General features: G+C 66.7%; 27 protein-coding genes. 15 read left to right on the top strand and 12 right to left on the bottom strand.

Annotated features, from left to right (window positions below):
• Positions 1–239 precede the first annotated feature (239 nt).
• From K369_RS20230 to K369_RS20220, 3 genes are all read left to right on the top strand, one after another.
• Entirely contained in the window at positions 240–740 is a 501-nt protein-coding gene (locus tag K369_RS20230; RefSeq protein WP_018267253.1) for a sigma factor-like helix-turn-helix DNA-binding protein, read from the top strand.
• A gap of 11 nt (positions 741–751) precedes the next feature.
• Positions 752–1,630, top strand: coding sequence for an anti-sigma factor (locus tag K369_RS20225; protein WP_036293695.1), 879 nt, complete (start codon positions 752–754; stop codon positions 1,628–1,630).
• A gap of 197 nt (positions 1,631–1,827) precedes the next feature.
• The gene (locus tag K369_RS20220) at positions 1,828–3,759 is read left to right on the top strand and encodes an acyltransferase family protein (protein ID WP_036296024.1); all 1,932 of its coding nucleotides are present in this window, start codon (positions 1,828–1,830) and stop codon (positions 3,757–3,759) included.
• Positions 3,760–3,777: 18 nt separating this feature from the next.
• On the opposite strand, the gene K369_RS20215 is transcribed toward K369_RS20220, so the two are convergent.
• From K369_RS20215 to K369_RS20205, 3 genes are all read right to left on the bottom strand, one after another.
• Positions 3,778–4,215, bottom strand: a complete 438-nt coding sequence (locus tag K369_RS20215; protein WP_036293693.1) for a DUF2147 domain-containing protein — start codon at positions 4,213–4,215, stop codon at positions 3,778–3,780.
• Between the two features lie 66 nt (positions 4,216–4,281).
• Complete coding sequence (locus K369_RS20210; protein ID WP_036293692.1) at positions 4,282–4,710, bottom strand: DUF1772 domain-containing protein; 429 nt, start codon at positions 4,708–4,710, stop codon at positions 4,282–4,284.
• 118 nt (positions 4,711–4,828) lie between these two features.
• Positions 4,829–5,893: a GSCFA domain-containing protein gene (locus K369_RS20205; protein ID WP_036296019.1), complete on the bottom strand. Its 1,065-nt coding sequence runs from the start codon at positions 5,891–5,893 to the stop codon at positions 4,829–4,831.
• A gap of 218 nt (positions 5,894–6,111) precedes the next feature.
• On the opposite strand from K369_RS20205, the gene K369_RS20200 reads away from it, so the two are divergent.
• Positions 6,112–7,161 carry a WcbI family polysaccharide biosynthesis putative acetyltransferase gene (locus K369_RS20200; protein WP_036293690.1) on the top strand — a complete coding sequence of 350 codons (1,050 nt, stop codon included), beginning with the start codon at positions 6,112–6,114 and terminating at the stop codon, positions 7,159–7,161.
• A gap of 33 nt (positions 7,162–7,194) precedes the next feature.
• Here K369_RS20200 and K369_RS20195 read toward each other — a convergent pair whose 3' ends face one another.
• The 3 genes from K369_RS20195 to K369_RS20185 form a co-directional block, all read right to left on the bottom strand.
• Positions 7,195–7,884, bottom strand: coding sequence for an MOSC domain-containing protein (locus K369_RS20195; RefSeq protein WP_036293688.1), 690 nt, complete (start codon positions 7,882–7,884; stop codon positions 7,195–7,197).
• A 96-nt stretch (positions 7,885–7,980) separates the two neighbouring features.
• Complete coding sequence (locus tag K369_RS20190; RefSeq protein WP_036296017.1) at positions 7,981–8,217, bottom strand: thioredoxin family protein; 237 nt, start codon at positions 8,215–8,217, stop codon at positions 7,981–7,983.
• 124 nt (positions 8,218–8,341) lie between these two features.
• Complete coding sequence (locus tag K369_RS20185; protein WP_036293686.1) at positions 8,342–9,013, bottom strand: MarR family winged helix-turn-helix transcriptional regulator; 672 nt, start codon at positions 9,011–9,013, stop codon at positions 8,342–8,344.
• A gap of 109 nt (positions 9,014–9,122) precedes the next feature.
• Between K369_RS20185 and K369_RS20180 the strand changes: the two genes are divergently transcribed.
• A complete protein-coding gene (locus K369_RS20180; RefSeq protein WP_036293684.1) occupies positions 9,123–9,464 on the top strand; it encodes a hypothetical protein in 342 nt (113 codons plus the stop codon).
• Between the two features lie 13 nt (positions 9,465–9,477).
• On the opposite strand, the gene K369_RS20175 is transcribed toward K369_RS20180, so the two are convergent.
• Complete coding sequence (locus K369_RS20175) at positions 9,478–10,824, bottom strand: glutamate--tRNA ligase (RefSeq protein WP_036293682.1); 1,347 nt, start codon at positions 10,822–10,824, stop codon at positions 9,478–9,480.
• Positions 10,825–11,030: 206 nt separating this feature from the next.
• Here K369_RS20175 and K369_RS20165 point away from each other — a divergent pair, with 206 nt between their 5' ends.
• Entirely contained in the window at positions 11,031–12,167 is a 1,137-nt protein-coding gene (locus K369_RS20165; RefSeq protein WP_036293680.1) for a ceramide glucosyltransferase, read from the top strand.
• 69 nt (positions 12,168–12,236) lie between these two features.
• Here K369_RS20165 and K369_RS20160 read toward each other — a convergent pair whose 3' ends face one another.
• Positions 12,237–12,677, bottom strand: a complete 441-nt coding sequence (locus K369_RS20160) for an Hsp20 family protein (RefSeq protein ID WP_026191558.1) — start codon at positions 12,675–12,677, stop codon at positions 12,237–12,239.
• A gap of 225 nt (positions 12,678–12,902) precedes the next feature.
• On the opposite strand from K369_RS20160, the gene rpmF reads away from it, so the two are divergent.
• The gene (gene rpmF, locus K369_RS20155) at positions 12,903–13,091 is read left to right on the top strand and encodes a 50S ribosomal protein L32 (protein ID WP_024878183.1); all 189 of its coding nucleotides are present in this window, start codon (positions 12,903–12,905) and stop codon (positions 13,089–13,091) included.
• A gap of 78 nt (positions 13,092–13,169) precedes the next feature.
• On the opposite strand, the gene K369_RS20150 is transcribed toward rpmF, so the two are convergent.
• Together K369_RS20150 and K369_RS20145 are read right to left on the bottom strand one after the other, a co-directional pair.
• On the bottom strand, positions 13,170–13,964 hold the full coding sequence (locus K369_RS20150; RefSeq protein ID WP_036293678.1) for an SDR family oxidoreductase: 795 nt from the start codon (positions 13,962–13,964) through the stop codon (positions 13,170–13,172).
• Positions 13,965–13,967: 3 nt separating this feature from the next.
• The gene (locus K369_RS20145; RefSeq protein WP_036293676.1) at positions 13,968–14,450 is read right to left on the bottom strand and encodes a TerB family tellurite resistance protein; all 483 of its coding nucleotides are present in this window, start codon (positions 14,448–14,450) and stop codon (positions 13,968–13,970) included.
• 291 nt (positions 14,451–14,741) lie between these two features.
• On the opposite strand from K369_RS20145, the gene K369_RS20140 reads away from it, so the two are divergent.
• A complete protein-coding gene (locus K369_RS20140; protein WP_036293674.1) occupies positions 14,742–16,133 on the top strand; it encodes a DEAD/DEAH box helicase in 1,392 nt (463 codons plus the stop codon).
• A 152-nt stretch (positions 16,134–16,285) separates the two neighbouring features.
• On the opposite strand, the gene K369_RS20135 is transcribed toward K369_RS20140, so the two are convergent.
• Positions 16,286–17,461 carry an IS4 family transposase gene (locus tag K369_RS20135; protein ID WP_036289774.1) on the bottom strand — a complete coding sequence of 392 codons (1,176 nt, stop codon included), beginning with the start codon at positions 17,459–17,461 and terminating at the stop codon, positions 16,286–16,288.
• A 202-nt stretch (positions 17,462–17,663) separates the two neighbouring features.
• Between K369_RS20135 and K369_RS20130 the strand changes: the two genes are divergently transcribed.
• Positions 17,664–19,154, top strand: coding sequence for a glycerol-3-phosphate dehydrogenase (locus K369_RS20130; protein WP_036293672.1), 1,491 nt, complete (start codon positions 17,664–17,666; stop codon positions 19,152–19,154).
• 142 nt (positions 19,155–19,296) lie between these two features.
• Here K369_RS20130 and K369_RS20125 read toward each other — a convergent pair whose 3' ends face one another.
• Positions 19,297–19,998 (bottom strand): class I SAM-dependent methyltransferase, encoded by a 702-nt coding sequence (locus tag K369_RS20125; RefSeq protein ID WP_036293670.1) that lies wholly within the window; start codon positions 19,996–19,998, stop codon positions 19,297–19,299.
• Between the two features lie 107 nt (positions 19,999–20,105).
• Here K369_RS20125 and glpK point away from each other — a divergent pair, with 107 nt between their 5' ends.
• The 6 genes from glpK (at position 20,106) to K369_RS20090 (ending at position 25,998) form a co-directional block, all read left to right on the top strand.
• The gene (gene glpK / locus K369_RS20120) at positions 20,106–21,587 is read left to right on the top strand and encodes a glycerol kinase GlpK (RefSeq protein WP_036293668.1); all 1,482 of its coding nucleotides are present in this window, start codon (positions 20,106–20,108) and stop codon (positions 21,585–21,587) included.
• 494 nt (positions 21,588–22,081) lie between these two features.
• A complete protein-coding gene (locus K369_RS20110) occupies positions 22,082–22,783 on the top strand; it encodes a response regulator transcription factor (protein WP_018267279.1) in 702 nt (233 codons plus the stop codon).
• A gap of 6 nt (positions 22,784–22,789) precedes the next feature.
• A complete protein-coding gene (locus K369_RS20105; RefSeq protein ID WP_036293666.1) occupies positions 22,790–24,622 on the top strand; it encodes a stimulus-sensing domain-containing protein in 1,833 nt (610 codons plus the stop codon).
• A complete protein-coding gene (locus K369_RS20100) occupies positions 24,619–25,107 on the top strand; it encodes an HPr kinase/phosphorylase (RefSeq protein WP_036293664.1) in 489 nt (162 codons plus the stop codon). Before K369_RS20105 ends, K369_RS20100 begins: the two co-directional genes overlap by 4 nt.
• Before the next feature lie 184 nt (positions 25,108–25,291).
• Positions 25,292–25,693 (top strand): PTS sugar transporter subunit IIA, encoded by a 402-nt coding sequence (locus K369_RS20095; RefSeq protein WP_036293661.1) that lies wholly within the window; start codon positions 25,292–25,294, stop codon positions 25,691–25,693.
• Positions 25,690–25,998 carry an HPr family phosphocarrier protein gene (locus tag K369_RS20090; protein WP_018267283.1) on the top strand — a complete coding sequence of 103 codons (309 nt, stop codon included), beginning with the start codon at positions 25,690–25,692 and terminating at the stop codon, positions 25,996–25,998. Before K369_RS20095 ends, K369_RS20090 begins: the two co-directional genes overlap by 4 nt.
• The last annotated feature ends 66 nt before the right edge of the window (positions 25,999–26,064 follow it).

Genomic DNA, 26,064 nt, shown 5'->3' with positions numbered 1-26,064 from the left:
GAGGCGCGCACATCGGACGTTCAGCGCGCGCATGGGCGCGCGGGCTCGGGACGTGAGGCGGGGCGCCCGCGGGAAGACGCCCCGATGAGGCGTCGCTCGCGGCCCGACATACAAAAACAGATAAATCTCAGGGCGCGGAGATAGTCAATCGCGCCGGACTGGCATAATATCCGTGGGGAAAGAAACCGAACCAGCGCCGCGCGGGCGAGGCGTCAGGACCGCGCGAGACGGGCCGAGCGATGGGACAGGCGGAGGATTTCGACGAGACCTTGGAAAGGCTCACGCCGGGCCTGCGCCGTTATGCACGCGCGCTGCTTTCCGGCGCCGCCAATGATCTCGCCGACGAGCTGGTCCACACGGCGCTGCAGACCACGGCGGACGAAGCCGGGCGCGAGGCGACCGGCGCGGTTCTCGACCTTCGCGTCGATCTCTACGCATCCTTGACCCTCGCCGCGCAACGTCGGCTGCGCTCCGCCGCGCCGCATCGTCCCTCTCTGCGGCAGCCGGCGATCATGCATCGCCTCGCCGATCTTCCTTTCGAGGAGCGGGAGACGCTTCTGCTCGTGGCGCTCGAGGGCTTCACTTATGAAGAGGTCGCCCGCATCACCCGCACAGATCGTCCGGTGGCGCTGATGCGGCTGATGCGCGCGCGCTCGGCGCTGACCGCGCTCGACCGCCACCCCTCGCCGGGAGCCGACGCCGGCCGCCGGCCGGGCCCGCATCTGCGCGTCGTGAAATAAACAGGCTGCAAATGACGAGCCCCCGGGAGCATGTCGACGAATCCGACCTGCATGCTTTCGTCGACGGCGAGCTCGACGCCGAGAATCGCCGGCGCATAGAGAATCATCTGCACGATCACGCCGAGGACGCGGCGTTGGTCGAGGGCTGGCGCCGGCAGAATGCGGCGCTGCGCGCGGCCTTCGCCCAGACGGTGAAGGAGCCTCTGCCCGCCGGCTTGCGGACGGCCGCGGTGACGAGCCTCACGCGCAGCTTCGGCTCCGGCGTCAATTGGGCGCGCTTCAGCCCCAGCAAGGGCGCTTCGCTGCGCGCAATGCGCCGCTCGGACACCAGCCGCCGACCGCCGCGCCGGCCGGCGATCGTCATGTCGCTGCTGACGCTGCTCGCCGGCGCCGTGGTGGCGGGAGCGGCGCTGCTGGCCTTCACCGGTCCCGCCTCGCCGCCCTCCGCCCCGCAACGGGTCATGATCGAGCCGCCGGGCCTCGTGGCCCATGCGCAGCTCGCCTATCTGACCTTCGCGCAGGATTTGCGGCCGGTGGAGATCGGCGCCGATCGAAAGGCCGAGCTCGCGAGCTGGCTCGGCGAGCGCGCCGGCTTCGGCCGACTGCCGAACCTCGCCGATGTTGGCCTCGAGCTCGTCGGCGGCAGACTCGTTCCGGGCGTGATCTCGCCAGCGGGGCTGCTGATCTATCAATCCGTCGCCGGCGCCCGGGCGGCGCTCTATTTCGAGCGCGCCGGCGGCGAGCGTCCCTCGGCTCCGCCCAAGACCGCGCCCGGCCTCGCCGCGGTGGAATGGCGCGCCGCCGGCTTCGCCTTCATCCTCATCGGCCCGCTCACGGCCGAGACCGCGCGCGCCGCCGCCGAAAGCGCCGCCGCCCAAGCCAGCCGCTGATGCGCTATGGCGCCGAGCGCAAATGAAGCGAGCCTGAAGGCTCGCGGTCCAGATCGCGCATTGGAAGACGCCGCCGCTCGCCGGGCTTGGCATGTTTCCTTCAAGCAATGGCGCAGGCCGTCGGAAACGTCTCCGATTGGCACATCATTTCCGCGGCCGTGGCGGCCGCCCGAACCATTTGTCTCGAAAGGATCGGCATGTCCGGCAGCAACGCGAGCGGAAGCGAAGAAATCCGCGCTGTCCAATATTTGCGGGCGGCAGCGGCGATTCTCGTCGTGTTTATTCACACCGGCGTCTATACGGAGCAATTCTATTGGCCGACGCCGCGCGCCTTCGGCGCCGCCGGCGTCGATCTCTTCTTCGTGATCAGCGGCTTCATCATGATGGTCGTCACCGCGCAGCGGCCGACCGGGCCGCGCGCGTTTCTGGCGCGGCGGCTCATTCGCGTCGCGCCGCTCTACTGGCTCTTCACCCTGGCGATTCTCGCGGTGTGTCTCATTTGGCCCGCGGCGATGCTGCATAATCTCGCGACCTTCGACCATGTCGCGCTGTCGCTGCTGTTCATCCCGCATTTCAATCCGCTGGAAGACAATTACACGCCCTTCTTCAAGCTGGGCTGGACGCTGAACTACGAGATTTATTTCTATTTCGTGTTCGCCGCCTTGCTGCTGCTTCCCTCGATCCGGCTGCGGCTGGCGATTCTCGCGGGCCTCTTCTCATTGGCGACGGGCTTCTACCTCGCCTTTCTGCCGACCAACCCTTTCCTGCACATCTATTGCAATCCGATCGTGCTCGAATTCGTCATCGGCGCGGCGGTCGGCTATCTCTTCACGCGCGGGACGATAGCGAAAATCTCGCGGCCCGTGGCCTGCGCGCTCATCGGCGGCGGCGCCTTCTCTCTCGTCGCAATGTTCGATTCGGACGATTTCGCGCGCGTGCAAACGGCGGGCCTCGCCTCCGCCGCGCTCATGCTCGGCCTGCTGGCGACGGAATCGCGCGGCGCCCTCGCGCGCTCTCCACTGCTCATGCTGCTCGGCGACGCCTCCTATTCCATCTATCTCGCGCATCCGATCGTGCTGACGCTGGCGCGCGTCGGAACGCGCGCGCTGCATCTGCCGGTCGAGCGACCGCTCATCGGCATGGCCGCCGTCGTCACGACGCTGGCGCTCTCCATCGCCGCCGGCGTCGTCGTGCATCTCCTCGTCGAAAAGCCCATGCTCGCTCTGCTGCGCCGCCGCCTGCTGCAGCGCGCGAAGGCAGGCGAGCCCGCGACCGCCGCGCCCTCGCTCGATTTCATCGCGACGCGTCTCGCCCGCCGAGCCGGCGCCGCCGCGCTGCTGATCTGCGCGCTCGGCGTCGCCGCCATCGCCTTCGCCGAGCGAGGCCTCGCCGCAGAGCCGAAGCGCGCCGCCCGTCTCGTCCATGAGGAGGATTTCGCGCGCGCCGGCGCGCTCGACCAAAATTTCTGGTCTTATGAGATCGGCTTCATCCGCAATCACGAGGCGCAATATTATCGCCCCGAGAATGTCTTCGTCGCCGATGGCGCGCTGGCGCTGGAAGGCCGCGCGGAAGGCGTGCTGAACGCCCGCTACGACGGCGCCTCCAAAGATTGGACCCGCTCGACGCTCACCTCGGACTACACATCCGGCAGCATCGTCTCACGCTTCTCGATGCGCTATGGCGCCGTGGAGGTCGTCGCGCGCGCGCCGAAAGGCGCCGGGACATGGCCGGCGATCTGGATGCTCGGCGGCGACGACGGGCCGCCCTATCGCGAGATCGATATAGTGGAGGCGGTCGGCAAGCATCCGAACATCGTCTTCACCAGCGCCCATGCCGGTCCGACGCTGGACGAGCTGACCAATTGGTCGGCCGAGACCAATGTGCCGACTCTGTCCTCGCAATGGCACGTCTATCGGCTGGATTGGAGCGCGGAGACCATCTCCGTCTCCATAGACGGCCGGCAGGCGCTCGCCGTCACGCCGCGCGGCCCCGATGATCCGCTGCGCCAGCCCATGCGCATTCGCATCAATCTCGCGCTCGGCGGCTCCTGGGGCGGACCGATCGACAGAAACGCGCTGCCGGCGCGTTTCGAGATTCGATCGATTCGCGTCTATTCCAACGGGAATTGATCGCCCCTTGGTGAGCGCCTATCTCAGATCGTCGCCGACCATCGCATGGGCGGCCGGCGGCGCGGAGACGCGAGTCCAGGTCTCTCCGCTGCACAACAGGCCCCAGAGGCAACCTTTCAGCGTCAATCGCGTCGGGCTGTCGACAGTGACGAAGCCGTCATAGGTCTTGCCGTCCTCGACATTGAAGATCTGGCCGGCCCAATGATTGGGGCCGGTCTGCGTGGCGCCGCGTAGAATCACCGCGCCTATGGAAGCGCGATCCTCGGCGCTCTGCGCGGCGACGACCTTGGCGCAGAGCTTGCCGTTCTCGCAATCATAGAAGCTGAACCGCACGCCGCCTTCCGGCCGCAGCCAGACGCCGCGCGGATCATTGGACGAGGCGCCGGCCACAGGACCGCACGCCAGAGCGGCGGCGGCCAGCAGCGCCGAAGGCGCGAGGGCGAAAGAGCGTGTCATGTCGATCCTCCTTCTGTCGGGAGGGAGGATCGACGAGCATGATGTCGAATCTTCGGCCGCGACGCCTCAGCCGTTGGCGAAGACGAAGAGCGCGACGGCGAGCGCGCCGAGCGCCGTGAGCGCGAGCTGAACCTTGCCCCACAGCTCGATCGACTTGCGCGCATCGACGCCGTCCTCGGCCGAGATCAAGGCGAGAATGCGGTTGTCGAGCGGCGAGACCGCGTAGAACATGAAGGGCCAGGCGGCGACGATCACCGCGGCGCCGGCGAGCCAGCGCGCATCGTCGGAGGTCTTGTAGTCGATAAAGCCGAGAACGGCCGAGAGCAGCGAGAGGCCGGCGAGCAGGGCGAAGCCGCGATGATCGGAAGTCTCCCATTCCTTCATGAGCGATTTGTCGTCGAGCTTCAGCCGCGCGGGCTGCTCGACGAAATTGACATAGAGAGACGCCCCTGTGAAAGCGCCGGCGACGGCGAGAGCGAGCGAGCCCGTGACCATGGGGCGAATCCTCCGTTCGAACTGCGACAGGGGATATATAAGCTCTAGTTTCCGGAAACGAAGATCGCGTTTCCCGCCGATGGGCGGGAAACGCCAAAAGGTCACGCGATCTCGCAGGTCACGCGGTTTCGATGGCCTCTTCGTCGCAGACGATGCGAGACGTGCTCTCCGCCTCCGCCGCCACGTCGAATTTCAGCGGCTCGATCTTGGCCGTCTGCGTCTCGCGCTCGGTGAAATGATCGAAGAACATGCGCATCGTCTGGCTGATGCCGAAGGGATTTATGCGCCGCACATCCTCCCGATAGAAGCGCGCGACATTGGGCGGCGCCGTCGCGACGTCGTAAGACGGGAAATAAGCGATATTGGGCCGCGCGCGCACCACCTCGTCCGCCGCGGCGCGCAGAATCGCCTTGATCGCCGAATTGGCCTCGAGCACATGGCGATCCTCGTAAGTGGCGATGATGCCGACCGGCGAGACGCTGAGGATGATCCGCGACGCCGGATTGACCGAGCGGATGCGATCGACCGAAGCGAGAAAGTCGCGCACCACTTCCGAGACCGTCATATTGTGGAAGGCGTAGAGCGAAGGATCCCACACGCCGCCGGCGACGCCGGGCGCCTGCTGCAGCACCGCGCCGTCGCTGCGGCAGCGCCAGGATTCGGTATGGCCGAAGGTGAAGACGAAGACGTCCAGCGTCTCGAACATTTTGCGCACGGCGGCGAAATGCCGCTCGCGCTCGGCCAGCATGTCCTCGACCGTGTCATAGCCGTCCGGCTCTATGCTCGGGCGGAAAGGATCGACGATGCGGCCGTCCTCCTGCCGCACCCAATGCACGAGCTCCGGCTTCAACGCGCCATAAGCGCGGTCGAACAGCTGGAGCAGCGCCGTCGTGGTGTAGAGATTGCCGTAGCGGCAGGAATACATCGAATAATTGCGCCGCTCCGCCTCGGCGGCGGACATGCCCTCCGGCGGCTGCTCGGCGAGATAATAGTGGTAACCGCTGGCCTTTAGTTTCTGAGCTATTTCTTGCGCGAAACAACTCCCGCCGGTCGCCACTCTGTCTTTCAGCGAGATTTTGAACGGCGTGGAGAGAATCGGGTCGATCGCGAAGGGCGGCGTCTGCGTCACCGCCTTGCGCCAGAAGCGATGGTCGGGTAGGGAGCTATAGGGATGTTCCGCCAATTGTCGGTCTCCTGGAAAGCCGCCGGCCGCATGGCTCGTCGAGCAGGGTTCATCCAAGACGCGCGATCCGCCCTCACAAAGGCGAGAACAGCGCGCCGGAATGGGATGAATGCGGCGGCTTCATCGATGCGGCCGGGAGCATAAACGGCGACCGGGCGCTTGTCATCCTTCGGCGCCGACTTCGATTTCGGGCCGCGACGAAATGGCATAACGCGCGCATGTTGTCTCAGATCGACCGGCAGATCATCCGCTCCTGGTACAGTCATCTCGTCGAGCCGCGGCTCGCGCCCTTCTATTCGAAAGGGCCGCGCCTCACCGGGCCGCGCATCGCCGTCATCGGCAATTGTCAGGCTTTCGGTCTCGCCTATGCGATGAAGCTGCTCGACCCTTCCGCGCGCGTCTCGCATTTCTCGGCGATCGCCAAGACGCTCGCCGACATAAAGCTGCTCGCCAAGACGCTCGCCACCTACGACTATGTGTTCTGCCACGAGTTTCTGCACGGGCCTGTGCGCGGCGGCGGCTCGGCGGAGCTGTGCGAGCTCTTGGACAAAGTGATCATGATCCCGGCGATCACCTTCTCCGCCTTCCACCCCGACCTCATCTATCTTCTCGACGAGACGCGCGGCCATGCGCCGACCATCGGCCCCGTCGGCCCCTATCACTCGGCGCTCGCCGTCTTCGCCTTCCGCCGCGGCCTCTCGGTGGAGGAGGCGCATGCGCTGTTCAACCGCAATGTCTTCGAGGCGCTCGGCTATTTCGACGTCTGGAACGACGCCGTGAACGAGCTGGTCGAGACCGGCAAGCGCAAATACGGCATGGATCTCTCCGGCGAGATCGCCAATTGGTCGCGCCGCGGCGTGTTCATGTATTCGCTGGTGCATCCGCGGCCGTTCGTGCTCTTCGATCTCGCCAAGAAATTTTTCGCCCATGCCGGCCTGCCGACTCCGGCGCCCGTCAATGGCGACTATTACGCGATCGACGATCTCGGACGCGCGGAGATATTCCCCATCTATCCGCCGATCGGCGAATATTTCGGCGTGCAGGGCAGCTACACATTCAAGCTCGAGAATTATCATCTCTCGAGCGAGGTCGGCGAATTCGTGTCGCTGCCGTACTATCTCGCCGAATGTTACAAGGTCTATCGCCGCAGCACGCCGGCGCAGCTCACCCATCCGCGCATAGAGGCCTGGCTCGCCGATCCCGCCGCCGTCGGCCGCATCATCACGCTCGCGGGCGAGAATTTGCGCAAGGGCCTTCTGCCGGCCTGATGCGCCGCCTGCGTTCGGCAGCGCGCGACGCTCTCACGCGCCGTCGAGGCGCGTGGACCAGTCCTCCACCGCGCCGCGCGCGAGACGGCGCGCGGCCAGCTCTCGCCAATTGCGCGCGAGCGGCGCCAGCTCGGCCATTTGCGCCAGCGCATCGCGATCGAGCATGCGCAGATAGAGCAATTCATTGAGCCGCGACAAAGGCCACTCCGGCAGCGGCCGCTCCACGCGCTGGAGATGCGCGCCCGGCTCGGCGACGCCCTCGCGCAGCACGCGGTAATACCAGCCAGTGCGCCCGCTCGTCTGAACGCGCCGCGCCATATCCGGGCGCGCGAAACGCACATTCAGCTTCCAGCAGGGCTGGCGGCCCTGGCTCACCTGCAGCAGCGCCGAGCCCAATGCGAAGATGTCGCCGATGCAGATGTCGCGCTCGGTCACGCCCAGAGTCGAAATATTCTCGCCGAAGGCCGGCGGCGCCGCGAGCGCTTCGCCGAGCGCCGGCTCCTCCGTCGCCCAGGCGTCGTAATGATCGCGCGGATAATGATGCAGCGCCTTCTCCGGCCCGCCGTGATGGCGCAGATCGCCCTGACGATCGCCGTCGAGGCCGTCGCGCAATATGCGCCAGGGCGGCGGCGCCGCGCTTTTGGCGATGCCGCTCGGCGCCGCGCGCGGGCCGAGAGAGATGAGCGCCGGCGCCGCGAATAGGGTCTCGATCACAGGGGTCATGGACAGGGTTCGCTGAAAAAAAGGCCTCGCGCGAGCATAGCTCGGCGAGGCAGTTCGGAGTCGCCGAAGTGACAACGGCGGGGGGTCGTCGGTGGTCTATTTCAGCGCGGAGAGATCGGCGCCGAAATTAATGTGATAGGCGCGCCCGTCGATGACAAAGGCGGGCACGGATTTGACGCCGGCCGCCTCGGCCTCGCCGAGCCGCGCCTTGTCCTCGCCGAGATGCACGATCTCGACATCGAAGACTTGCGGGTCGAGCGCTTTGGCGAAGGCCGTCTCCGCATCCGCGCAAACGGGGCATCCGGCGTGGTAGAAAATCGCTTTCGTCGCCATGGCCTTGGTCCTCCTCTCTTCTGCTTCCTGCGCGCCGTCTACGAACGGCGCGCCATTCTTCTGCGAGCCCGCCACGGGCCAGCGGCCCTGGAACCCCGAGCGGCTCGAGAATTTGCGAGGCGTCTCAGGCTCCCGCCTGCTGCGCGTCGCGATGCGCGAAAAGGCTCCAGGCCGTCTCGCTCTCCGCCGGCGGCGCCGGATCATGCTCCGGGCAATCCAGGCGCAAATGACGGCCGCCGAACGCCGCGTCGACGAGCGCGCAATGATGCGGAAGCTCGGCGTCCGCATGGGCGTGCGGACGAAAATGGCGGCAGCTGACGCAGAGCCGCTGCGGCGGAATGGCCTCGGCCTTCTGCAAGGCGCGGATCGTCTTGATGACCAGATCGAGCAGCGTCTGCTGCTCTTGCGGCGTCAGCGTCTCCAGCGCCCTTTCCGCCGAGGTCATGGCGAGGCCGATGGCGCGCACGACGTCGCAGCCCGCCGGCGTCACGCGAATGGCGATGGCGCGCTTGTCGGCGGGATCGGCGAGCTTGGTGACGAGGCCCTTGCGTGCGAGCGCGGCGATGGAATCGGTGGCCGTCGGCTGGGTGACGCCCAAATGCTCGGCCACCGCGCGCAGGCGCATCCCCGCCTCTCCGCGGCCGGCGATGAAGGTGAGCGCGTGCAATTGAGTGGGGGTTAGCCCGGCCTCCTCCGCGACGCCCCATTCATCGGCGCGCATTGCGGCGGCGATGCGGTCGAGCCCCTCGCGCAGTCGGCGGGGCAGAGGGGTGGTGATGGCGTCGAAGGGCGTCATGGAGTTTTATTAGGACTCCTATTTATTTTTGTCAAGCGCGGGCGCGCTTGCGATCCGCCGTGCGCTTGCGCTAGGCCAATGCGGTCGCAGCCATTACAGGATCGACCCCATGCTCCGCGCCGCCGCCGCTTGCCTCTTCGCCCTCGCCGCCGCGCTTCCCGCGCGCGCCGCCGATCTCAATGATTATCCGACCTCGGCGCGGGCGGATTATGTGTTCGGCTGCATGAAGGCCAATGGCGATTCGCGGCAGGCGCTGGAGCAATGCTCCTGCTCCATCGACATCGTCGCCTCCATATTGCCCTATGAGCGCTATGTCTCGGCCGAGACGGTCGCCAGCATGGATCAGCAAGCGGGGCAGATCGGCTCGCTGTTCCGCAACTCGCGCCTCGCCAAGGAGGCGCTGGAGGAGTTGCGCCGCGCCCAGGCGGAAGCGCAGGTGCGGTGTTTCTGACGGGCGCGCGCCCTCACGCCCCCGACAGCCGCGCGACGGCCCGCGCATGGCCGATCAGCGGCAGCAGCAGCGACAGTTCCGGCCCAGTCTCCGCGCCGGTGAGCGCGACGCGCAATGGATGAAACAGCGCCTTGCCCTTGCGGCCCGTGCCCGCCTTCACCGCGCTGGTCCAGGCGGACCAGGTGGTCTCGTCCCAGGGCTCGGCCGGCAGCAGCGCCTGCGCCTGCGCCAAAAACTCCGCATCCTCGCGGATCGGCTCGATCTCGCCCTCGACGACGCGCCACCAGTCCAGCACATCGGCGAAGCGCGTCAAATTCCCCCGCACCGCGCGCCAGAAGGGCTCGGCCTTGAAGCCGACGATGTCATGCGCCTCCAAGCGCTCGCGCACGTCGTCATATTCCAATATCGCCAGCGTGCGATGGGTGAGCGGGCCTAGATCGGCGGGATCGAAACGCGCGGCGTTGCGCGAGAGATGCGCGAGATCGAAAGAATGCGCGAGATCGCCGAGCGAGCGCACCGCATGCACGCTGTCCGAGGAGCCGGTGAGCACGGCGAGCGCCGCCACGGCGAGAGCCTCATAACCCTCCTCGCGCAGCGAGGCGATGGCGAGCGAGCCGGTGCGCTTGGAAAGCGCCTCGCCCGCGCCGCCGACGAGAAGATTGTGATGCGCGAAGACGGGATGCGCATGCCCCGGCGCCAGCGCCTGAAACAGGCGAATCTGCACCGCCGTATTGGTCACATGATCCTCGCCGCGAATCACATGAGTGACGCCCAGCTCTATGTCGTCCACCACCGAAGGGAGCGTGTAGAGAAAGCTGCCATCCTCGCGCAGCAGCACCGGATCGGACAGAGTGGCGCAGTCGATCGCGCAATCGCCGCGCACGAGATCGCGCCATTCCACGACGCCCGCCGGCAGCTTGAAACGCCAATGCGGCTTGCGCCCCTCCGCCGCGAGCCGCGCGCGCTCCTCGACCGAAAGCTTCAGCGCGGCGCGGTCATAGACGGGCGGCAGTCCGCGCGCCTGCTGCAATTTGCGGCGCTTCTCCAATTCCTCCGGCGTCTCGTAGCAGGGATAGAGCAGGCCCGCCGCCTCGAGACGCGCCGCCGCCGCCTCATAATGTGCGACGCGCTGCGACTGCCGCACCACCACATCCGGCCGCACGCCGAGCCAGGCGAGATCGACCTCGATCGCCTGCGCGAACTCCTCGCTCGAGCGGGCCAGATCGGTGTCATCGAATCGCAGCACGAATCTTCCATGGTGGGAGAGGGCGTACAAATAGTTCAGCAGGGCCGGACGCGCATTGCCGATATGGATGCGGCCGGTCGGCGAGGGCGCGAAGCGAACGATCGGAGTGGTCATGAGCAAACTTCGGCAGGAGGAGAGTGCGAGGGCCGCGCGACGCGACAAGATTCTCGCGCCGCCACCCTTTTGCCAAGAGCTGAGCTCCTTGTCAGGCGGAATATCGGTCTGGCCCGCTCCGGGATTGCGCAGCCGTCGCCGCCCGCTGGCGCAGGCGCAGGCCGCCGCCCGTCTCGAATCCCGAAAGTGACAGGCAGGGAACACGCATGATCATCGCCTATGTGTGCGCCGCCTTTTGCGCGACGCTGCTCTCGCTCAACCTCGCCAGCATCGCCATCGCCGCCTTTCGCTGCAAAGCCCGTCCCCGCACTCTGCCCGTTCCCGCCCATGCGCCGCCGGTGAGCGTCGTGCGGCCGCTGCGCGGGCTGGAGACTTTCAGCGAGGAGACGATCGGCTCCACCTTCGCGCTCGACTATCCGAGCTATGAGGCGCTGTTTTGCGTGCAATGCGCCAATGATCCGGTGATTCCGCTGGTCGAGCGGCTCATCGCCGCGCATCCGCATATTTCCGCCCGGCTGCTCGTCGGCGACGATTATGTGAGCGTCAATCCCAAGCTCAACAATTGCGTGAAGGGCTGGGACGCCGCGCGCCATTCCTGGGTCGTGCTCGCCGACTCCAACGCCCTGCTGCCGCCGGACTATGTTCAGACCATGCTCGCCGCCTTCCGCGACGATACGGCGCTCTCCATCTCCATGCCGATCGGCTCTCGCCCCAAGGGCTTTTGGGCGGAGGTGGAATGCGCCTTCCTCAACACTTTCCAGGCGCGCTGGCAATATGGGGCGGAGGCGGTCGGCATCGGCTTCGCGCAGGGCAAGAACATGATGTGGCGCCGCGAGGTGCTGGAGCGCGCCGGCGGCATTCGCGCTCTCGGCGCCGAGATCGCCGAGGACGCCGCCTCCACCAAGATCATCCGCGCGCAAAAGATGAAGGTGCGGCTCGTCGACATGCCCTTCGAGCAGCCGCTCGGCCATCGCACGGCGCATGAGGTCTACTCCCGCCATGTGCGCTGGGCGCGTCTGCGCCGCGTCACCTTCCCTGCCTATTTCGCGCCGGAATTCATGAATGGCAGCTTCATGCCCGTGGTGACGGGCGCTTACGCCGCGCATCTGCTCGACGCCAATGTGGCGCTGACCGCGGGCGCGATCCTCGCCGGGCTCTATGGCGCGGAATGCCTCCTCGCCCGCGTCGCCGGCTGGCGGCTCTCCCGGCTGACCCCGCTGGCGCTGCTGACGCGCGACATTCTGCTGCCGGTGATGTTCGTGGACGCCTGCCTCTTCGACGATTTCGTCTGGCACGGCAACGCCATGACCGTCCGCGAGCAGGAAGAGCAGACGACCGGCTGAACGAATTCCCCCGAGGTCCCCCTCGAAACGACCTGCGAAAACGAAAGGGGCGCCTCGCGGCGCCCCTTTTCATTTGGCCGGCTCCTCCGGCGTCGCTATGTCGATCTTGCGGATGACGCGCTCCGGCTCCGGCCGCACCAGATCGATGGACAGGAGCCCGTTGACGAGATCGGCGCCCAGCACCTGCATCCCCTCGGCCAGCAGAAAAGCGCGCTGGAACTGCCGCGCGGCGATGCCGCGATGCAGGAATTGCCGCTCGCGATCGTCCACCTGCTTGCCGCGAATGACGAGCTGGCTCTCCTCGAGCGAAATCTCCAGCTGATCGCGCGTGAAGCCGGCGACCGCCAGCGTCAGCCGCAGCCGATCGGGACAAGAATCGGCGCCCGGCAGCCTCTCGATATTATAGGGCGGATAACCATCGGAGCCCGAGCGTGTGACGCGATCCAGCGCGCGTTCAATCTCGTCGAACCCCAGGAGGAAGGGGGAATTCAGCGTCGGCAGTCGTGCCATTACGAAGCCCTCGCGGCGCTTCTCGTGCGAAAAATCTGCGAGGCCCGGCGGCGGCGCCTCGAGGCCGTATATGGAGCCGAAGCTCGACACGATCAAGCGGGGCGGCGGAGCTGAACGTCGCTCTTCAGAGTCCGGTCCAGGCTAGCCATGCGCGCGGATTTGTTGTATGCGGCCCGCACGAGTTTTCACCCCGCCCCCGATGCGGGGAGTTGGAGATCGAGACAAATGGCCGTTCCGAAGCGAAAAACCTCCCCGATGAAGCGCGGGTTCCGCCGCTCCGCCGACGCGATCAAGGCGCCGACCTATGTCGAGGACAAGGATTCGGGCGAGCTGCGCCGTCCGCATCACATCGACCTCAAGACCGGCATTTATCGCGGCCGGCAGGTGCTGAAGGTCAAGGCTCAGGAAGCCTGATCTTTTCAGCCGCGCGAATTTGCGAGCCCGACGCGCGAAAGCGCCGTCGGGCTCGCCGCGTTTCAGCGATGACGATCTTCACCGCGCCTGCTGCGCCTTGGCCAGCAGCGGCAGCAGAATCGCGCGCGGCGCCGCGCGTCCCGCCGCGACGAAGAATTTGTTCACCAGCCCCGGCACGACCACGCGCCGGCCGGAGAACAGCGCCTCATAGCCCTGCCGCGCGACCTCCTCGGCCGGCAGCAGCGCGGGCTTCACCGCTTTCATCTCGCCCTTATAGTCGAAGCCGGCGCGCTCCTGAAAGCCGGTCTGCACCGGACCCGGGCAGAGCGCGGTGACGCGCACGCCATGCGGCTTCAGCTCCTCCGCCAAGGCCTCGCTGAAGGAGCGGACATAGGCTTTGCTGGCGTAATAGACGGCGAAGCCCGGCCCCGGCATGAAGGAGGCCACGGAGGCGACATTCAAGATTCCTCCGCGCGTCTCTATGACCGAGGGCAGGAAGCGCAGGGTCAGCGCCGTCAGCGCGCGAATATTGAGATCGACGATCGCCAATTGCTCTGCGGCGTCCAGCTCGGCCACGCGGCCGACGAGGCCGAAGCCGGCGTTGTTGACGAGAATCTCGGGCTTGCGCCCGGCGGCGCGCAAAGTCTCGGCCAAGCTCTCGCAGGCGCCCGTCGCGCAGAGGTCGAGATCGACGACCAGCGGCCGCTCCGGCGCGCCGGCGGCCTCGATCTCGCCGGCCAGCGCTTCCAGCCGCTCGCGGCGGCGGGCGACCAGAGTGACGTGACGTCCCTTGCGGGCGAAGAGCTTGGCCAGCTCCAGGCCGATGCCGTCCGAGGCTCCGGTCACGATGGTGGTGGTCGCGGCGTCGCTCATCTCTCAGCCTCCCCATGGGCCGGGCGGAACCGGCTTGTCCGCGTCCTTCGCCTCCCGACGAAGCGCGACGCGATCGCGCGTGGAGACGCCGAGCAGCTCGGCGACGCGCCAGATCACATTTTCCTCGAATTCATGGACCTCGCCATCGGCATAGGCCATCTCCCACAACATGCCGATGACGACGCGGCGGCCGTCCTCATCGAGCCGGCGCTTCAGCACCTGGGTGAAACGATAGAGATCGACGGCGTCACGCTCGCTCTCCGCCGCCGCCTCGATCAGCGCGCGGGCGGCGGCGTGATCCAGACCGAAGCGCGTCTCGACGATCTTTTGCAGCAGCGCCCGCTCGCCGGCGTCGAACTCGCCGTCTATGGAGGCGAGATGCACCAGAAGCGCGACCGCGGCGAGCCGATAATCGGACGCCTCCAACGGCCGCGGCCGCGCCGGCGCGGCGACCTCATCGAGAAAAGCGCGGAGGGCTTCGAGCATGATCGCGGCCTTCGAGGGTTCGGAAGATCCTTACGTTCTATATGGCGACGAACGCGCGAAGCATAGTCCACGGCCACGCCTGCCGCGCGCGGCCAAAGCGCCACAATGGCGCAAACTGCGCGATTGCCGATTGACAGAGCCTTGAATTCTCTTTACCTACGTTCTTGCTGCAATGCAGCGTGACTCGTTCCGGCCGCGTGGATCGCTTCCCACAGGGGATCGGAGCCGTAGAGCGGGTCCTCATCACGATGACGGCCCGATACGCGGGGCAGGTCTCCCATCCATCGCTGCATGGCCTCGCGCGGGAGACGTTCTCGCGCGCATGCGGCCTATTTCGAAAGTTACGCAGTGACCAATTTCGCCGATCTCGGCTTCGCCGAGGTCATTCTGCGCGCGCTCGCGCAGGAAAATTATGTGACGCCCACGCCGATCCAGGCTCAGGCGATCCCCGCGCTTCTCCAAGGCCGCGACCTGCTCGGCATCGCGCAGACCGGCACCGGCAAGACCGCCGCCTTCGCTCTGCCGATCCTGCAGCGGCTGCTCGAGGACCGCCGCCGCCCCGCCCCCAACACCACGCGCGTTCTGGTGCTGGCCCCGACGCGCGAGCTGGCCGCGCAGATCGCCGACAGCTTCCGCGCCTATGCGCAATTCGCCCGCGTCAGCATCGGCGTCATCGTCGGCGGCGTGGCCCATAGCCCGCAGATCCGCATGCTCGCCGGCGGGCTCGACGTTCTCGTCGCGACGCCCGGCCGCCTGCTCGACCATGTCTCCTCGAACCATCTGCGGCTCGAGTCGACGCGGACGATCGTGCTGGACGAGGCCGATCATATGCTCGACCTCGGCTTCATCGTCCCCATTCGCAAGATCGTCTCGCGCCTGCCCAAGGACCGTCAGAATCTCTTCTTCTCGGCCACCATGCCGAAGGAGATCGCCTCGCTCGCCGACGACATGCTGCGCGACCCCATCACCGTGAAGGTGACGCCGGCGGCGACGACGGCCGAGCGCGTGGACCAGCGGGTGATTCTGGTGGACGGCGCGGCCAAGCGCGACGTTCTGCTGGAGCTTTTCGCCGATCGGAACTTCTCGCGCGCCATCGTCTTCACGCGCACCAAGCGCGGGGCCGATCGCGTGGCGCAGCATCTCGACGCGAATGGCGTCGGCGCCTCGGCGATCCATGGCAATAAGAGCCAGAATCAGCGCCAGCGCGCGCTCGAGGATTTCCGCTCCGGCCGCACGCGCGCGCTGGTGGCCACCGATATCGCCGCCCGCGGCATCGATATCGACGGAGTTTCCCATGTCGTGAATTTCGAGCTGCCGGAGACGCCCGAGGCCTATGTCCACCGCATCGGCCGCACCGCGCGCGCCGGTGCGACGGGCGCCGCCGTCTCGCTCTGCGACAATAGCGAGCGCTCGCTGCTCAAGCAGATCGAGCGCGTGACGCGCCAGACGCTGCCGATCACCGACCGCCGCAGCGCGCCGGGCTCCGCAGCCGCCGATAGCGACGCCCCGCGCCGTCCGCACGAGCATCGCCGCACGCATCAGGAGCCGGGCCGCGCCGCGCGCCATCCGGGCAAGCCCGCCGAGCATGGGCGTCCGCCGCAACAGCAGCAGCGCCGCCGCGCCAAGCCGGCCGCCGCCCGCCGGCCGGACCATTCCGCGCCGCGCTCGCGCGCTTCCGAGTAAGCTCTTTGGAACGGGAGCGGGACCGAGCAGAGGCCCCCTCCCTCACCCTCCCCCGCTTCGCAGGAGAGGGGGACGGCAAGCGTTTCGCGAGACCTCGATGACGCGCCGAATCCGCTCCCTCTCCCGCGCAGCGCACGGCTGTCCGGGGAAACTCAGGCATAGATCATCTCGATCTGGCAGTCGGACTTCCACCGGCTCGGCACGCGATATTTGGGCGGCGGCTCGTCGATCGATGCGACGGGCCGGCGCGCGAACAGGAAGCGGCCAGCCAGCTCGGCGAAGCGCAGCGGCGGCAGAGTGACGCCGTGGCTGTGCGCGGCGATGCGCAGCAGCAGGAAGGCGATCATCGCCGCCAGCAGCTGAAGCTTGATGGCGTTCTCGTTCTTGCCCAAGAACTTGCGGATCGAGAGATGCTGCTTCAGCCAGCGGAACAGCAGCTCGATCGCCCAGCGCGCCTTGTAGAGCGCGGCGATCTCCACCGCATCGCGGGTCATGTCGTTGGTGATCACCTCGATGATCGGCGATTTCGTCCGGCTCGCCGCGTCGCGCTCGATGCGGATGCGGCGCAGGCGCATCCGCAGCTTGGAATCGCCCTTGCTGGCCAGCGCGACCTCGCTGTCCGCGAGCACGGTGAAGCCGTCGCCGCGGGTCTTATCGAGCGGCCGTTCGGCGACGACCTTCAAGCGCGTGTTGGTCTTTGGCCGCGTGACGAAGAGCGCCCCGGCGTCGTGAATGCCCTTCCACCATTTGAAATCATAATAGCCCTTGTCGAAGACATAGGTGGCGCCCGCCTCGATCGGCGTCTTCTTGCCGATGGTGACATCATTGACATTGGCGAGCGTCACCTCGACGCGATAGGGACGGTCGGCCCCGCGATCATAGGCGACATGCATTTTGAGCCCGTGGATGCGGCCGTTGGAGCGGGCGAACGCATGGAACTTGCTCAAAGGGATGGGGGTCGAGTCGATGAGGCGGAGCATCTCGGCTCCCTCGCGCCGCGTCTTGCGGTCGAGCGTCGCGGCGAGCAGAGCGAAGAGATCGGCGAAGACGGCGACGGGCCGGCGGGCGCTGGCTTCGGCGAGCGTCGAGCGCGCGAAACGCCCGACGCCCAGGTGATAATGCCCATTGGCCTCGGCGTTGAAGGCGGCGACGAGGGCGCGCAGGCTGACGACCGCGCCCAGCTGCGCGAAGATCAGCGCCACCAGATGGCTCCAGCTCCTGAAGGATTTGTCGTAGGCGTCGCCGCCGTGACGATCCACGATCTTCTGGAAGCTGCGACGATCGATCGGTTTGAGAAGCTCGACGAAGACGCTATTCTCGAGGCGCATGTCCGGCTCTTTCTTTCTGAGTCTCGACAACCAGAAAGTACCCCGAAACTCTCGGGAAAGCCGGGCATGCGCCCGCGACCTATCGACTCATTCCCCGGACAGCCGTGCGCGCAGCGGGGGAGGGCTGGGGAGGGGGCGCTGGCGAATCTTTCAGCTCTCGGCTCTACTCTCCTCGCGAGAAACATCGCGGGGGGAGCCGACCATGGTCTTCGATCTCCTTATCGTCGGCGGCGGCGTCAATGGCTGCGCCATAGCGCGCGACGCCGCCGGGCGCGGGCTGAGCGTCCTTCTGCTCGAGCAAAAGGACCTCGCCGCGGCGACCTCCTCCGCCTCCACCAAGCTGGTCCATGGCGGGCTGCGCTATCTCGAGCAATATGAGTTCCGCCTCGTTCACGAGGCTTTGGCCGAGCGCGAGCTGCTGCTCGCCGCCGCGCCGCATATCATCCACCCGCTGCAATTCATCCTGCCGCATGAGAGCGCGATCCGTCCCGCCTGGCTCGTGCGGCTGGGGCTGCTGCTCTACGATCATCTGGCGCGGCGAAAGCGCATCCCCGGCTCCTCGACGGTCGCCCTCGCCGGCGCGAGATTCGGCGCGCCGCTGACCGCCGATCATCGCCTCGGCTTCTCCTATTACGATTGCCGCGTCGATGATTCGCGCCTCGTCGTGCTGGAAGCGCTGGACGCTTTCGAGCGCGGCGCGCAAATTCGCGTCGGCGCGCGGCTCGTCGGCGCGCGGCGGGACGGCGCGCAATGGATCGCCAGCGTCGCCGGCGCCGATGGCAAGCTCGAGCAGGTCCGCGCCCGCGCGCTGGTCAACGCCTCCGGCCCTTTCGTCTCGGAGACGCTGGAGCATCGTCTCGGCCTCAGCTCACGCAAGCATGTGCGGCTGGTGAAGGGCTCGCATATCGTCACGCGCAAGCTCTATGAAGGCGCGCAGGCCTATATGCTGCAGCGGCCGGACAAGCGCATCATCTTCGCCATTCCCTTCGAGGAGGATTTCACCCTCGTCGGCACCACCGACATTCCCTTTCCCGACGCGCCAGGGCCTGTCTCGATCAGCGAGGAGGAGACGGATTACCTCATCGCCGCGGTCGATCATTTCTTCGCGAAGAAGATCGCGCGCGACGATGTGGTCTGGAGCTATTCGGGCCTGCGGCCGCTCTATGACGACGGCGCGCTCGAGGCCTCCGTGGTGACGCGCGATTACGCTTTCGATCTCGACGCGCGGGCGGGAGAGGCGCCGGCGCTGTCGATCTTCGGCGGCAAGATCACCACGGCGCGCCGCCTCGCCGAACATGCGCTGGAAACGCTCGCGCCCTTCTTTCCGCAAATGCGCGCCGCCTGGACGGCGAGCGCTATGCTACCCGGCGGCGACATCGGCCCAGGCGGCTTCGACGCCTTTGTCGCGGAGCTGGCGCGCGCCAAGCCGTTTCTGGAGCCCCGCTTCGCGCGCCGGCTCGCCGGCGCCTATGGAACGCGGGCGTGGCGCTTTCTGGAGCCGGCGAAATCTCTCGCAGATCTCGGCGCGGATTTGGGCTGCGGCCTCACCGAGGCCGAGCTCGATTATCTGCGCGCGCAGGAATGGGCGCGCACGGCCGAGGATGTGCTGTGGCGCCGCTCCAAGCTCGGCCTGCGTTTCGATTCCGCGCAGACGGAGAGGTTGACGCGCGCGCTCGATCGCTTCGCTCAGTGACGCCGCCTTCCTTCTCTCCGCGCGCGGGGAGAAGGTGCGGATGAGCGGCTCGGGGCGTTTTTCCGTCTCTGGCTAACGCCCCGAGCCCCTCACCCCGGCCCTCTCCCCGCCAGCGGGGAGAGGGGGAATTCGACGCGCGCGCTCACCCCGCGCGGGGCGTGAAGCGCGCCACCTTGTGCCAGCGAAAGGCGGCGATCGGCGCCGCCTCGAGGCCCGCTGCGCGCGCTTGCGCCTGCAGGACGGAGAAGCTCTCCGGCATATCGTTCTCGACGAGATGCGCGCAGGTCGTCTCGCGCTCCTCGAGCGTCAGCTCGCTCCAGTCGCGGCGCAGCCATTCCACATAATGGGCGTGATAGAGGGGCAGCGTCTCGTCTTCCTCGCGCATCACATCGGTCATCAGCAGCAGCCCGCGCGCCGAAAGGCGCGCGGCCGCGCGGCGGAAGAACTCGGCCTTCTGCTCGGTGACGAGATGATGCACGGCGAAGCTCGTATGAATGACGTCGAAGCGCTCCTCGCCGGCGCCGACGGCGGCGAGCAGATCCTCGCGGCGCAGCTCCGCCGGGCAGGCGAGAACCTTCAAATTCTCGGCGGCGAGGCCGAGCGCGGTCTCGGAGAGATCGACGCCGACATAACGATTGGGACGGAGCCGCGCGAGCCGCGGCGCGAAGACAGAGGCGTCGCCGCAGCCGAGGTCGAGGATGGAGAAGCCCTCGTCGCCGAAGGCGGCGCGCAGCGTCTCCTCGACGCGCTCGCCGATCTCGCGATGGAACATGTAATTCGTGTCGACGATCTTGCGATAGGTCCGCCAGGCGGCGAAGAATGCGTCGGTAGGCTGGTTCGTCATTTCGGACCCGTTCCTCGAGTTTTCGCTCTCATAACATTTAGCGCATCTCGTGACATTTAGCGCATCTCGTGTCTTGGCGACACGAAAGGACAGAAGCGGAGACGGTCATGACCAGATATGTCGGCGCGATCGACCAGGGCACGACGAGCTCGCGCTTCATCCTCTTCGATCATGAGGGCGAGATCGTCGCGCTCGACCAGCGCGAGCATGCGCAAATCTATCCGCGCCCCGGCTGGGTGGAGCATGACGCGGCCGAAATCTGGCGCAACACGCAGAGCGTCATAGCGGGGGCCTTGAACAAAGCGGGGCTGACGCCGGCCGATCTCGCCTGCGTCGGCCTCACCAATCAGCGCGAGACGACTCAGCTGTGGGATCGCCGCACGGGCGCGCCACTGCACAACGCCATCGTGTGGATGGACACGCGCACCGATGCGCTGGTCGCGCGCTTTTCCGCGCAGGGCGGCAAGGATCGCTTGCGCGCGAAGACCGGTCTGCCGCTCTCCACCTATTTCTCCAGCCTCAAGCTCATCTGGCTCTTCGAGAACATTCCCGGCGCGCGCGAGAAAGCGCAGGCCGGCGAAGCGTTGTTCGGCACGATGGATTCCTGGATCGCCTGGAATCTGACCGGGCGCCATTTCACCGACGCCACCAACGCCGCGCGCACGCAGCTGATGAATCTCGAGACGCTGCAATGGGACGATGAGCTGCTCGCGCTCTTCGACATTCCGCGCGCCTGCCTGCCGCAGATTCTCTCCTCGAGCGAAGTCTATGGCGCCTGCCGCGCGCCGCTCGCAGGCGCGCCGCTTTCGGGCGCGCTCGGCGATCAGCATGCGGCGCTGATCGGCCAAGCGTGCTTTGCGCCGGGCGACGCGAAAAACACCTATGGCACAGGATGTTTTCTGCTGATGAACATAGGCGAGACGCCGCGGCTCTCCACCAAGGGCCTGCTCACCACGCTCGCCTATAGACTCGGCGAGGAGAAGCCCGTTTACGCGCTCGAGGGCTCCGTCGCCATCGCCGGCGCGCTGGTGCAATGGCTGCGCGACAATCTCGGCATAATCGAGAAGAGCGCGGATATAGAAGCGCTGGCGGCGAGCGTTCCCGATAATGGCGACGTCTATTTCACGCCCGCATTCTCCGGCCTCTATGCGCCCTATTGGCGCGAGAGCGCGCGCGGGATCATCGCCGGCCTCACGCGCTTCTCGACGAAAGCGCATATCGCGCGCGCCGCGCTGGAAGCCGTCGCCTTTCAGACGCACGACGTCGTCGCGGCGATGGCGGAGGATTCCGGCGTCGCGCTGGAGGAGCTGCGCGTCGACGGCGGCATGGCGGTGAATGCGCTGCTGATGCAGTTTCAGGCCGATATTCTCGGCGCTCCCGTCGTGCGGCCGCGCTGCATAGAGACGACGGCGCTCGGCGCCGCCTATGCCGCAGGACTGGCCAGCGGCTTTTGGAAGGATAAGCGCGAGATCGCCGCGCATTGGCGCGCCGAGAAAAGATGGAGCCCGATGATGTCGACGGAAGATCGCGAGCGCCGCATCGCCAAATGGGCGAAGGCGGTGACGCGCTCCTTCGATTGGACCGACTGACCCAAAGCCGACGCGAGCGTCGCGGTGCAAACGAATCACCGACGATTCACATTATGCGTGAACGTGGCTTCGCCCGGCGCGAAGGACAAGTCGCGGCGACGCGATCTCGCGCATTACGCCGAAGGCTGCAGCGCGGCCGGCAAGATTTTGCTTTTTATGGAAATTTTCACGACTTGGCGTCACGCGCCGAAACCTGGGCTTCACCACTGTTTCCGCGGCGATTCGTCCCTAGGACAGCAATAGGTGATTTGTGTCGCGATTATGTATATAAGGCGACACGAAACCGATTGTCGGCCCTGTTTCGGCCGACGTCATGCGAATGGCCGAGGCCAGCCACATTTCGGCCGCCAACGCCTTGGAACGTGGCGCCCGAACGGCGATGTTCCAAAGCGGCGAGGCGAGCCGCCGAGACGACGAGTCGCGCGGGCGCAAAAATCGAGGCCCCCGAAGCGAACATCGAGCCCGATATCGGACGTAAACAGTAAAGGTTGAAGATGCCGACAATCGCTCTCGTCGACGACGACCGCAATATTCTCACTTCCGTCTCGATCGCGCTGGAAGGCGAGGGCTACCGCGTTCAAACCTACACCGACGGCGCCGCCGCGCTCGACGGTCTGCGCGCCAATCCGCCGGACCTCGCCATTTTCGACATAAAGATGCCGCGCATGGACGGGATGGAGCTGCTGCGCCGTCTGCGGCAGAAATCCGACCTTCCGGTGATCTTCCTCACCTCCAAGGACGAGGAGATCGACGAATTGTTCGGCCTCAAAATGGGCGCCGACGATTTCATTCACAAGCCGTTCTCGCAGCGCCTGCTGGTGGAGCGCGTGAAGGCCATTCTGCGCCGCGCCAATCCCAAGGAAGCCGCCGCGCAGAAGGAATCGGAAGCCAAGGTGCTGGAGCGCGGCGCGCTGGTCATGGACCCGGAGCGCCATACCTGCACTTGGCGGGGCGATCCCGTCGTGCTCACGGTGACGGAATTTCTCATCCTGCAAGCGCTGGCGCAGCGCCCCGGCGTGGTGAAGAGCCGCAATGCGCTGATGGACGCCGCCTATGACGATCAAGTCTATGTCGACGATCGCACCATAGACAGCCACATCAAGCGGCTGCGCAAGAAGTTCAAGGTCGTCGACAATGAGTTCGAGATGATCGAGACGCTCTATGGCGTCGGCTATCGCTTCAAGGAAGCCCCATAACGGCTCATGACAGTCACGACCGACAATGAACATGGCGTCGCCGAGACGCAGGCGCGGCAAAAGCGAATCGGCCGCGCCGCGTCGGTTCGCTTCGCGCGGCTCACGCGCGCGATTCAATCGCGCCTGTCGTCCTCGCTCACACGCCGCATCGTCGTGCTCAATCTTGGCGGCCTCGTGGCGCTGCTCGGCGGTTTTCTCTATCTCAACCAATTTCGCGAAGGCCTGATCGACGCGCGCGTGCAGAGCCTGCAGACGCAGGGCGAGATCATCGCGGCGGCGATCGCCGCCTCCGCGACTGTCGATACGGACGCCATCACCATCGATCCCGAGAAGCTGCTGCGGCTCGCGCCGGGCGAGAGCTACAGCCTCGCCGAGGGCAGCCAGCCGTCGATGGAGTTCTCGCTCAATCCCGAGCGCATCGGCCCGCTGCTGCGTCGCCTCGTCTCGCCGACGCGCACGCGCGCGCGCATCTATGATCGCGACGGCTATCTGCTGCTCGATTCGCGCTCCGTCTCCGGCCGCTCCAATATTCTGCGCTTCGATCTCGGGCCGCCGGGCGGCGCGAGCGAATCGTCCAGCTATCTCGAGCAGGGCGTGAATGCGCTGCGCCGCTGGACGCGCCGGCCGGAGCTGCCGCTCTATGAGGATATCGGCGCCGGCAATGGCAAAGCCTATCCCGAAGTGGCCGCCGCGCTCACCGGCGGCGCGCTCTCCGTGGTGCGGGCCAACGCCAAGGGCGAGACCATCATCTCGGTCGCCGTGCCGGTGCAGCGCTTCCGCTCTGTGCGCGGCGCGCTGCTTCTCTCCACGCTCGGCGGCGACATCGACGCCATTCTGGCGCAGGAGCGCTGGGGCATCATCCGCATCTTCCTGGTCTCGGCAGGCGTGATGCTGCTGCTGTCGCTGCTCTTCGCCGGCACCATAGCCGAGCCCATGCGCCGTCTCGCCGAGGCGGCCGATCGCGTGCGCCGCGGCGTCAAATCGCGGCAGGAGATTCCCGATTTCTCGCAGCGTCAGGACGAGATCGGCCATCTCTCCGGCGCGCTGCGCGACATGACGCGCGCGCTCTACAATCGCATAGAGGCGATCGAGCATTTCGCGGCGGATGTCGCACATGAGCTGAAGAATCCGCTCACCTCTCTGCGCAGCGCGGTGGAGACTCTGCCCATCGTCAAGGACGAGAATGCGCGCTCGCGTCTGCTGACCATCATCAAGCACGATGTCGGGCGGCTCGACCGTCTCATCAGCGATATTTCCGACGCCTCGCGTCTCGACGCCGAGCTGGCCCGCGCCGACATGGACATTGTGGACGTCGCCGGCGTGCTGAAGACCGTCGTCGGCATGGCGCACGACCTCGATCGCGGCGATGGCGTCGCCATCACGCTCGACATTCAGCCCGCCGATCCGCGGCGGCGCTGGCGCATCCTCGGCCATGATTCGCGCCTCGCGCAAGTGTTCGACAATCTCATCGGCAACGCCCGCTCCTTCTCGGCGGAGGGCGGCGATGTGCGCGTCTATCTGCGGCCGGAGCAGGCGATGGGGCCGGGCGGCCAGCCGATCGACGGCTATGAGATCATCGTCGACGACGACGGGCCGGGCATTCCCGCCCATGCCTTCGAGCGCATTTTCGAGCGCTTCTACACGGATCGGCCGGAGCAGGGCTTCGGCCAGAATTCCGGGCTCGGCCTCTCCATCTCGCGCCAGATCGTCGAGGCGCACAATGGCCGCATCCGCGCGATGAACCGCACGCGGGCGGAGCCGGAGGGCACCGACGAAATCGCGCCGGAGGATGTGGTGCTGGGCGCGCGCTTCGTGCTCTGGCTGCCGGCGGCGAAATGACCGGCGCGCCTCCCCAAGCGGAGCAGGTCGAGGAGCGGATCATGATTCACGCCAACGCCCTGCTCATCGGCGCGGCCGGCGTGCTGCTGCGCGGGCCGTCCGGCGCCGGCAAGAGCGGGCTCTGCCTCGAGCTGATCCATCTCGCGCAGGGGCAGGGGCTGTTCGCGCGGCTCATCGGCGATGATCGAGTCGCGCTCGTCCGCCGTCACGGCCGCCTGCTGGCGCGCCCGCATCCGGCTATAGCCGGGGCGATAGAGGAGCGCGGCCGAGGCGTTCTGCCGGCCGAATTCGAGCCTGCGGGGGTGCTCCGCTGTCTCATCGATCTATGTGGAGAAAGAGACGAGCCGCCGCCTCGCTACCCGCCGGAGGAGGGCGCGGAGGCCGATCTGTGCGGCGTGACGCTGCCGCGGCTCGCCGCGGACGCCCGAGAGGCGGGGGCGGCGAGGAGGATTTTGTCGTTTATTCATCAGTTTGTAGCATTTTAACGAGGATCGGAGGTTTTCGCTTGCCAATTTCGCCGCAACGCACAAAATGGCGCCCGAAACGCTGCGAACGTCGGGGCGACATTCGCGTTAGTAAATTGGTGAGCCGCAATGCGGTCTGCTTCGGTTCTCCGGTTTCGACGATCTCGTTCTCCTGCGAGACGGTCTTCATGAGCGGTAGCTGCGAATGATCGGAATGGTCCTGGTGACCCATGGCCACCTCGCCACGGAGTTTCGCGCGGCCCTCGAGCATGTCGTCGGCCCGCAGAAGCAGCTCGTGTCGATCTCGATCGGCCCCGAGGACGATATGGAGCGTCGGCGCCGGGACATTATCGACGCCATCGCAGAGGCGGACAGCGGCGACGGCGTCGTCGTGCTGACCGACATGTTCGGCGGCACCCCCTCCAATCTGGCGATTTCCGTGATGAATGGCGGCAAGGTCGAGGTGCTGGCGGGCATCAACCTGCCCATGCTGATCAAGCTGGCCTCGGTGCGCGAATCGGCTCCGCTCGAGCAGGCGGTGTTGCAAGCCCAGGACGCCGGGCGCAAATATGTCTATATCGCCAGCCGAGTCCTCAACGCCAAATGACCGACCAATCCGTTTCCGCCGCCGCCGATGGCGGCCGCATCGTCCGCGATCTCACCATCGTCAACCGCAAGGGCCTGCACGCGCGGGCGACGGCCAAATTCGTCCAATGCTGCGAGGCCTATGAGGCCGAGATCACCGTCTCCAAATGCGGGGACACGGTCGGCGGCAGCTCCATCATGGGCATATTGACGCTGGGCGCGGCTCAAGGCTCCACCATCACTGTGACCGCCGCCGGCCCGCAGGCCTCGCAGGCGATAGAGGCGCTGGCGGCGCTGGTCGGCAACCGATTCGGCGAGGACGAGTAGGGCGCGCAGGCCCCCTCCCTCACCCTCCCCCGCTGGCGCGGGAGAGGGAGGTCGGCCGTCGTTTCG

The organism is Methylosinus sp. PW1, from assembly GCF_000745215.1.
Taxonomy (GTDB): Bacteria; Pseudomonadota; Alphaproteobacteria; order Rhizobiales; family Beijerinckiaceae; genus Methylosinus.
This window is presented reverse-complemented; position numbering and strand designations above follow the sequence as displayed.

Coding starts and splice junctions, on each gene's coding strand:
- K369_RS20110 (WP_018267279.1), top strand. CDS start 22,082: ATGCCGACAATCGCTCTCGTCGACGACGACCGCAATATTCTCACTTCC.
- glpK (WP_036293668.1), top strand. CDS start 20,106: ATGACCAGATATGTCGGCGCGATCGACCAGGGCACGACGAGCTCGCGC.
- K369_RS20095 (WP_036293661.1), top strand. CDS start 25,292: ATGATCGGAATGGTCCTGGTGACCCATGGCCACCTCGCCACGGAGTTT.
- K369_RS20105 (WP_036293666.1), top strand. CDS start 22,790: ATGACAGTCACGACCGACAATGAACATGGCGTCGCCGAGACGCAGGCG.
- K369_RS20150 (WP_036293678.1), bottom strand. CDS start 13,964: ATGAGCGACGCCGCGACCACCACCATCGTGACCGGAGCCTCGGACGGC.
- K369_RS20100 (WP_036293664.1), top strand. CDS start 24,619: ATGACCGGCGCGCCTCCCCAAGCGGAGCAGGTCGAGGAGCGGATCATG.
- K369_RS20190 (WP_036296017.1), bottom strand. CDS start 8,217: ATGGCGACGAAAGCGATTTTCTACCACGCCGGATGCCCCGTTTGCGCG.
- K369_RS20130 (WP_036293672.1), top strand. CDS start 17,664: ATGGTCTTCGATCTCCTTATCGTCGGCGGCGGCGTCAATGGCTGCGCC.
- rpmF (WP_024878183.1), top strand. CDS start 12,903: ATGGCCGTTCCGAAGCGAAAAACCTCCCCGATGAAGCGCGGGTTCCGC.
- K369_RS20135 (WP_036289774.1), bottom strand. CDS start 17,461: ATGCGCCTCGAGAATAGCGTCTTCGTCGAGCTTCTCAAACCGATCGAT.
- K369_RS20230 (WP_018267253.1), top strand. CDS start 240: ATGGGACAGGCGGAGGATTTCGACGAGACCTTGGAAAGGCTCACGCCG.
- K369_RS20160 (WP_026191558.1), bottom strand. CDS start 12,677: ATGGCACGACTGCCGACGCTGAATTCCCCCTTCCTCCTGGGGTTCGAC.
- K369_RS20200 (WP_036293690.1), top strand. CDS start 6,112: ATGTTGTCTCAGATCGACCGGCAGATCATCCGCTCCTGGTACAGTCAT.
- K369_RS20140 (WP_036293674.1), top strand. CDS start 14,742: ATGGCCTCGCGCGGGAGACGTTCTCGCGCGCATGCGGCCTATTTCGAA.
- K369_RS20125 (WP_036293670.1), bottom strand. CDS start 19,998: ATGACGAACCAGCCTACCGACGCATTCTTCGCCGCCTGGCGGACCTAT.
- K369_RS20195 (WP_036293688.1), bottom strand. CDS start 7,884: ATGACCCCTGTGATCGAGACCCTATTCGCGGCGCCGGCGCTCATCTCT.
- K369_RS20175 (WP_036293682.1), bottom strand. CDS start 10,824: ATGACCACTCCGATCGTTCGCTTCGCGCCCTCGCCGACCGGCCGCATC.
- K369_RS20220 (WP_036296024.1), top strand. CDS start 1,828: ATGTCCGGCAGCAACGCGAGCGGAAGCGAAGAAATCCGCGCTGTCCAA.
- K369_RS20215 (WP_036293693.1), bottom strand. CDS start 4,215: ATGACACGCTCTTTCGCCCTCGCGCCTTCGGCGCTGCTGGCCGCCGCC.
- K369_RS20185 (WP_036293686.1), bottom strand. CDS start 9,013: ATGACGCCCTTCGACGCCATCACCACCCCTCTGCCCCGCCGACTGCGC.
- K369_RS20165 (WP_036293680.1), top strand. CDS start 11,031: ATGATCATCGCCTATGTGTGCGCCGCCTTTTGCGCGACGCTGCTCTCG.
- K369_RS20225 (WP_036293695.1), top strand. CDS start 752: ATGACGAGCCCCCGGGAGCATGTCGACGAATCCGACCTGCATGCTTTC.
- K369_RS20180 (WP_036293684.1), top strand. CDS start 9,123: ATGCTCCGCGCCGCCGCCGCTTGCCTCTTCGCCCTCGCCGCCGCGCTT.
- K369_RS20090 (WP_018267283.1), top strand. CDS start 25,690: ATGACCGACCAATCCGTTTCCGCCGCCGCCGATGGCGGCCGCATCGTC.
- K369_RS20210 (WP_036293692.1), bottom strand. CDS start 4,710: ATGGTCACGGGCTCGCTCGCTCTCGCCGTCGCCGGCGCTTTCACAGGG.
- K369_RS20145 (WP_036293676.1), bottom strand. CDS start 14,450: ATGCTCGAAGCCCTCCGCGCTTTTCTCGATGAGGTCGCCGCGCCGGCG.